Source organism: Comamonas sp. Tr-654 (assembly GCF_011752915.1).
Lineage (GTDB): Bacteria > Pseudomonadota > Gammaproteobacteria > Burkholderiales > Burkholderiaceae_C > Comamonas.
Genome location: NZ_VWWQ01000013.1, coordinates 1 through 5,557, shown reverse-complemented (window position 1 = coordinate 5,557; position 5,557 = coordinate 1). Strand labels below are relative to the sequence as shown.

Here is a 5,557-nt window from a genome sequence, read left to right as displayed (position 1 = left end):
GTAAGAGCCTGACGATGACCTACTTTCACACGGGAACCCGCACTATCATCGGCGCAAAGTCGTTTCACTGTCCTGTTCGGGATGGGAAGGAGTGGTACCAACTTGCTATGGTCATCAGGCATAAACTTTTTGTCAGATCGATCGGTTGCCATTAACTTCTTAACGACTTCCCTCTCCATCCAACGAATTCATAGAGTCTTCAATCAGCTTTTCGATTGCGCCTTTTCGGCATAACTAGAACTTGCGTTCTGTCTTTCATTTTTCCAGGCTTACCCAAAGTTATAGGGTCAAGCCGCACGGGCAATTAGTACTGGTTAGCTTAACGCATTACTGCGCTTCCACACCCAGCCTATCAACGTCGTGGTCTACAACGACCCTTCAGGGGGCTCAAGGCCCCGGCAGATCTCATCTTGAAACGAGTTTCCCGCTTAGATGCTTTCAGCGGTTATCTCTTCCACACTTAGCTACCCTGCGATGCCACTGGCGTGACAACAGGTACACCAGAGGTGTGTCCACTCCGGTCCTCTCGTACTAGGAGCAGGCTTCCTCAAATCTGCAGCGCCCACGGAAGATAGGGACCAAACTGTCTCACGACGTTTTAAACCCAGCTCACGTACCTCTTTAAATGGCGAACAGCCATACCCTTGGGACCGACTACAGCCCCAGGATGAGATGAGCCGACATCGAGGTGCCAAACACCGCCGTCGATATGAACTCTTGGGCGGTATCAGCCTGTTATCCCCAGAGTACCTTTTATCCGTTGAGCGATGGCCCTTCCATACAGAACCACCGGATCACTATGTCCTGCTTTCGCATCTGCTCGACTTGTCAGTCTCGCAGTTAAGCACGCTTATGCCATTGCACTATCGTCACGATGTCCGACCGTAACTAGCGTACCTTCGAACTCCTCCGTTACGCTTTGGGAGGAGACCGCCCCAGTCAAACTGCCTACCATGCACTGTCCCCGATCCAGATAATGGATCCAGGTTAGAACCTCAAACGCACCAGGGTGGTATTTCAACGTTGGCTCCATGAGATCTAGCGACCTCACTTCAAAGCCTCCCACCTATCCTACACAGATCCGTTCAAAGTCCAATACAAAGCTACAGTAAAGGTTCATGGGGTCTTTCCGTCTTTCCGCGGGGAGATTGCATCATCACAAACATTTCAACTTCGCTGAGTCTCAGGAGGAGACAGTGTGGCCATCGTTACGCCATTCGTGCAGGTCGGAACTTACCCGACAAGGAATTTCGCTACCTTAGGACCGTTATAGTTACGGCCGCCGTTTACTGGGACTTCAATCAAGAGCTTGCACCCCATCATTTAATCTTCCAGCACCGGGCAGGCGTCACACCCTATACGTCCACTTTCGTGTTTGCAGAGTGCTGTGTTTTTATTAAACAGTCGCAGCCACCAATTTTTTGCAACCCCTTTGAGCTCCGTTTGTACAACTTCACTTACTTGGGGTACACCTTCTCCCGAAGTTACGGTGTCAATTTGCCGAGTTCCTTCTCCTGAGTTCTCTCAAGCGCCTTAGAATACTCATCTCGCGCACCAGTGTCGGTTTGCGGTACGGTCGTCAATAGCTGAAGCTTAGTGGCTTTTCCTGGAAGCAGGGTATCACTCACTTCGTGTGCAAGCACACTCGTTATCACGCCTCATCTCAGCTCTCCGGATTTGCCTAAAGAGCACGACTACACGCTTGAACCAACTATTCCAACAGTTGGCTGAGCTAACCTTCTCCGTCCCCACATCGCACTATTGATCGGTACAGGAATATTGACCTGTTTCCCATCAGCTACGCATCTCTGCCTCGCCTTAGGGGCCGACTCACCCTACGCCGATGAACGTTGCGTAGGAAACCTTGCGCTTACGGCGAGGGGGCTTTTCACCCCCTTTAACGCTACTCATGTCAGCATTCGCACTTCTGATACCTCCAGCATCCGTTACCAGACACCTTCACAGGCTTACAGAACGCTCTCCTACCACGCACAGTAAACTGTGCATCCGCAGCTTCGGTAACTGGCTTAGCCCCGTTACATCTTCCGCGCAGGACGACTCGATCAGTGAGCTATTACGCTTTCTTTAAATGATGGCTGCTTCTAAGCCAACATCCTGACTGTTTTAGCCTTCCCACTTCGTTTCCCACTTAGCCAATTTTAGGGACCTTAGCTGGCGGTCTGGGTTGTTTCCCTCTTGAGTCCGGACGTTAGCACCCGGTGCTCTGTCTCCCAAGCTGTACTCGTCGGTATTCGGAGTTTGCATAGGTTTGGTAAGTCGCCATGACCCCCTAGCCTAAACAGTGCTCTACCCCCGACGGTAATACTTGAGGCACTACCTAAATAGTTTTCGGAGAGAACCAGCTATTTCCAAGTTTGTTTAGCCTTTCACCCCTATCCACAGCTCATCCCCTAATTTTGCAACATTAGTGGGTTCGGACCTCCAGTACCTGTTACGGCACCTTCATCCTGGCCATGGATAGATCACTTGGTTTCGGGTCTACACCCAGCGACTAATCGCCCTATTCGGACTCGATTTCTCTTCGCCTCCCCTATTCGGTTAAGCTTGCCACTGAATGTAAGTCGCTGACCCATTATACAAAAGGTACGCCGTCACCCCGAAGGGCTCCGACTTTTTGTAAGCATACGGTTTCAGGATCTATTTCACTCCCCTCCCGGGGTTCTTTTCGCCTTTCCCTCACGGTACTGGTTCACTATCGGTCGATGATGAGTATTTAGCCTTGGAGGATGGTCCCCCCATATTCAGACAGGGTTTCTCGTGCCCCGCCCTACTTGTCTGCAGCCTAGTACCACCGATCGGTTTTCACATACGGGACTATCACCCACTATGGTCGGCCTTTCCATGCCGTTTTGTTAACTGATCGACTATCACTGCAAGGCTCTTCCGAATTCGCTCGCCACTACTATCGGAATCTCGGTTGATGTCTTTTCCTCTGGGTACTTAGATGTTTCAGTTCTCCAGGTTCGCTTCGAGCACCTATGTATTCAGTGCACGATACCTCTTGCGAGGTGGGTTCCCCCATTCAGAAATCTCCGGATCAAAGCTTATTTGCCAGCTCCCCGAAGCTTATCGCAGGCTATCACGTCTTTCGTCGCCTATCATCGCCAAGGCATCCACCATATGCTCTTAGTCACTTGACCCTATAACTTTGGACTCTCTTAGCGAGAATCAAAGCCTGGTGTTCAAAGACTGGTGAGGTCTTGCACCTCACGCGTTATGCCGTAATGTGAATATCTTTGGCTGCATCTTTCGATACAGCTTAGAGAATATTCGTCATTACTAGATAAATTTGCATTCGCAAAATATCTGTTTTGACGCAATCAAAATGTTGCTGGCGGCACGGTGCACAAACCTTGGTTTGCGCTTTCCACCAGCAACGCTGATTTCGACTCTATGAATTTTTAAAGAACAGCCTATTGATCAAAGATCAATATAAAAGCAGTCTGAAGCAGACTGCTTTTATATTGAATTTGGTTTTTTCCGCTTCCGATCCGCTTGTCGCTTCACATCTGCTGAGCCAACGATTATAGCACCTTTCGGCGCTATCATTTTTGGTGGAGGATGACGGGATCGAACCGACGACCCCCTGCTTGCAAAGCAGGTGCTCTCCCAGCTGAGCTAATCCCCCGGGATCCCCGAACCAGATATTGGAATCTTGGTGGGTCTAGTTGGGCTCGAACCAACGACCCCTGCGTTATCAACACAGTGCTCTAACCAGCTGAGCTACAGACCCATTCCATGCAGCCCGCTGTTACTTAGCAGGCCACCTGGCTTGTTCCAACAACCGATAAGTGTGGACGTTCAATTTGAAGCAGCATTTTTCCAGAAAGGAGGTGATCCAGCCGCACCTTCCGATACGGCTACCTTGTTACGACTTCACCCCAGTCACGAACCCCGCCGTGGTAAGCGCCCTCCTTACGGTTAGGCTACCTACTTCTGGCGAGACCCGCTCCCATGGTGTGACGGGCGGTGTGTACAAGACCCGGGAACGTATTCACCGTGACATTCTGATCCACGATTACTAGCGATTCCGACTTCACGCAGTCGAGTTGCAGACTGCGATCCGGACTACGACTGGCTTTATGGGATTAGCTCCCCCTCGCGGGTTGGCAACCCTTTGTACCAGCCATTGTATGACGTGTGTAGCCCCACCTATAAGGGCCATGAGGACTTGACGTCATCCCCACCTTCCTCCGGTTTGTCACCGGCAGTCCCATTAGAGTGCTCAACTGAATGTAGCAACTAATGGCAAGGGTTGCGCTCGTTGCGGGACTTAACCCAACATCTCACGACACGAGCTGACGACAGCCATGCAGCACCTGTGTGCAGGTTCTCTTTCGAGCACCAAACCATCTCTGGTAAGTTCCTGCCATGTCAAAGGTGGGTAAGGTTTTTCGCGTTGCATCGAATTAAACCACATCATCCACCGCTTGTGCGGGTCCCCGTCAATTCCTTTGAGTTTCAACCTTGCGGCCGTACTCCCCAGGCGGTCAACTTCACGCGTTAGCTTCGTTACTGAGTCAGTTAAGACCCAACAACCAGTTGACATCGTTTAGGGCGTGGACTACCAGGGTATCTAATCCTGTTTGCTCCCCACGCTTTCGTGCATGAGCGTCAGTGCAGGCCCAGGGGATTGCCTTCGCCATCGGTGTTCCTCCGCATATCTACGCATTTCACTGCTACACGCGGAATTCCATCCCCCTCTGCCGCACTCTAGCCTTGCAGTCACAATGGCAGTTCCCAGGTTGAGCCCGGGGATTTCACCACTGTCTTACAAAACCGCCTGCGCACGCTTTACGCCCAGTAATTCCGATTAACGCTTGCACCCTACGTATTACCGCGGCTGCTGGCACGTAGTTAGCCGGTGCTTATTCTTACGGTACCGTCATGACCCGGGGATATTAGCCCCAGGCTTTTCGTTCCGTACAAAAGCAGTTTACAACCCGAGGGCCTTCATCCTGCACGCGGCATTGCTGGATCAGGCTTTCGCCCATTGTCCAAAATTCCCCACTGCTGCCTCCCGTAGGAGTCTGGGCCGTGTCTCAGTCCCAGTGTGGCTGGTCGTCCTCTCAGACCAGCTACAGATCGCAGGCTTGGTAAGCCTTTACCCCACCAACTACCTAATCTGCCATCAGCCGCTCTAGTAGCACAAGGCCCGAAGGTCCCCTGCTTTCATCCGTAGATCTCATGCGGTATTAGCTACTCTTTCGAGTAGTTATCCCCCACTACTAGGCACGTTCCGATGTATTACTCACCCGTTCGCCACTCGTCAGCATCCGAAGACCTGTTACCGTTCGACTTGCATGTGTAAAGCATGCCGCCAGCGTTCAATCTGAGCCAGGATCAAACTCTATAGTTCGATCTTGAATTTAAAGTCTTTCGACTGCTCACTCACTTGACGGAATCAAGAAGAATAAATTCTTCCTCATTACTGTTTTTGTGAGCGCTTGATAACTCCGAAGAGTTTGTTCCGAAGAACTGGCTGCTTGCCCTCAAACGCCCACGCTTATCGGCTGTATTTTTTTAAGGAACCGAG

Annotated in this window: 2 tRNA genes and 3 rRNA genes; all 5 read right to left on the bottom strand. The window is 51.1% G+C overall.

Going from position 1 to position 5,557, the window contains the following annotated elements:
• Window positions 1-6: 6 nt before the first annotated feature.
• The 5 genes from rrf to F3J24_RS24715 all read right to left on the bottom strand — a co-directional run bounded on the left by rrf (window position 7) and on the right by F3J24_RS24715 (window position 5,380).
• Window positions 7-119 (bottom strand): 5S ribosomal RNA (gene rrf, locus F3J24_RS24735).
• Window positions 120-283: 164 nt separating this feature from the next.
• Window positions 284-3,161: ribosomal RNA gene (locus F3J24_RS24730) — 23S ribosomal RNA — on the bottom strand.
• A gap of 412 nt (window positions 3,162-3,573) precedes the next feature.
• Window positions 3,574-3,649: transfer RNA gene (locus tag F3J24_RS24725), tRNA-Ala, on the bottom strand.
• 28 nt (window positions 3,650-3,677) lie between these two features.
• Window positions 3,678-3,754 (bottom strand) — tRNA-Ile (locus F3J24_RS24720).
• A 93-nt stretch (window positions 3,755-3,847) separates the two neighbouring features.
• A 16S ribosomal RNA gene (locus F3J24_RS24715) occupies window positions 3,848-5,380 on the bottom strand.
• Together the 16S, 23S and 5S rRNA genes with 2 tRNA genes alongside form the textbook arrangement of a ribosomal RNA operon.
• Between the last annotated feature and the right edge of the window lie 177 nt (window positions 5,381-5,557).